The sequence below is a fragment of the Paenibacillus sp. 32O-W genome, assembly GCF_007679495.1.
Taxonomy (GTDB): domain Bacteria; phylum Bacillota; class Bacilli; order Paenibacillales; family NBRC-103111; genus Paenibacillus_L; species Paenibacillus_L residui.
This window is the reverse complement of sequence record NZ_VEGP01000167.1, coordinates 1-755: the sequence shown is the minus strand read 5'-3', so window position 1 is coordinate 755 and position 755 is coordinate 1. Positions and strand designations below refer to the sequence as shown.

Here is a 755-nt window from a genome sequence, read left to right as displayed (position 1 = left end):
AACCACCCGTCAAACGGGTGGTTTGCTCTTGGGGTATAACCCCTTGTTGCCAAACTGCGCCTAAAGACGCTAGCCTGACAATAAAATTGTTCAGGCTCAGTGTAATTTGTCACTTTCACTTACCAGTTAAACTGGTTTACTTCTTCTTGCTACTGTTTTTGCTGAATGGGTCTTCATACTCTTTCACACTCAGTTTATCAATTGCCTGGTCGTGTGCTTCTTGCTCACGGATATATTTTGCCACGGCGGCTTCATTCAAGCCCACTGTGCTGACGTAGTATCCCTCCGCCCAAAATTTTCGATTACCATATTTATACTTCAAGGTAGCATGCTTCTCGAATATCATGAGTGAGCTTTTCCCCTTCAGGTATCCCATAAATGATGATACTGAGATTTTTGGGGGAATTGCTACCAACATATGTACATGATCGGGCATCATGTGACCTTCGATTATCTCCACTCCCTTGTATTTGCATAATCGTTTGAAAATTTCGATTAAGTCTTTCCTCACTTGATTATAAATCTCTTTCCGTCTATACTTCGGGGTGAACACAATGTGGTACTTGCACATCCACTTCGTGTGAGCTAAACTATAGCTCTTGTTTGCCATCTAAGACCATTCCTTTCGTTATTGAGCCTGAACATCTCAATTTTATCGGAATGGTCTTGTTGGTCAAACCCTCGATCCCTCCACCCGCATAGCGGGTGGTTTTTTGTTTCGCACGCTTCGCGAGCTCAACTGGCTAAAGCCATAA

1 protein-coding gene is annotated in these 755 nt (G+C 43.2%); it reads right to left on the bottom strand.

The window, feature by feature from the left end:
- Positions 1 to 136: 136 nt before the first annotated feature.
- Positions 137 to 610 (bottom strand): IS200/IS605 family transposase, encoded by a 474-nt coding sequence (gene tnpA / locus FS806_RS25290; protein WP_144942114.1) that lies wholly within the window; start codon positions 608 to 610, stop codon positions 137 to 139.
- Positions 611 to 755: the final 145 nt, after the last annotated feature.

Coding starts and splice junctions, on each gene's coding strand:
- tnpA (WP_144942114.1), bottom strand. CDS start 610: ATGGCAAACAAGAGCTATAGTTTAGCTCACACGAAGTGGATGTGCAAG.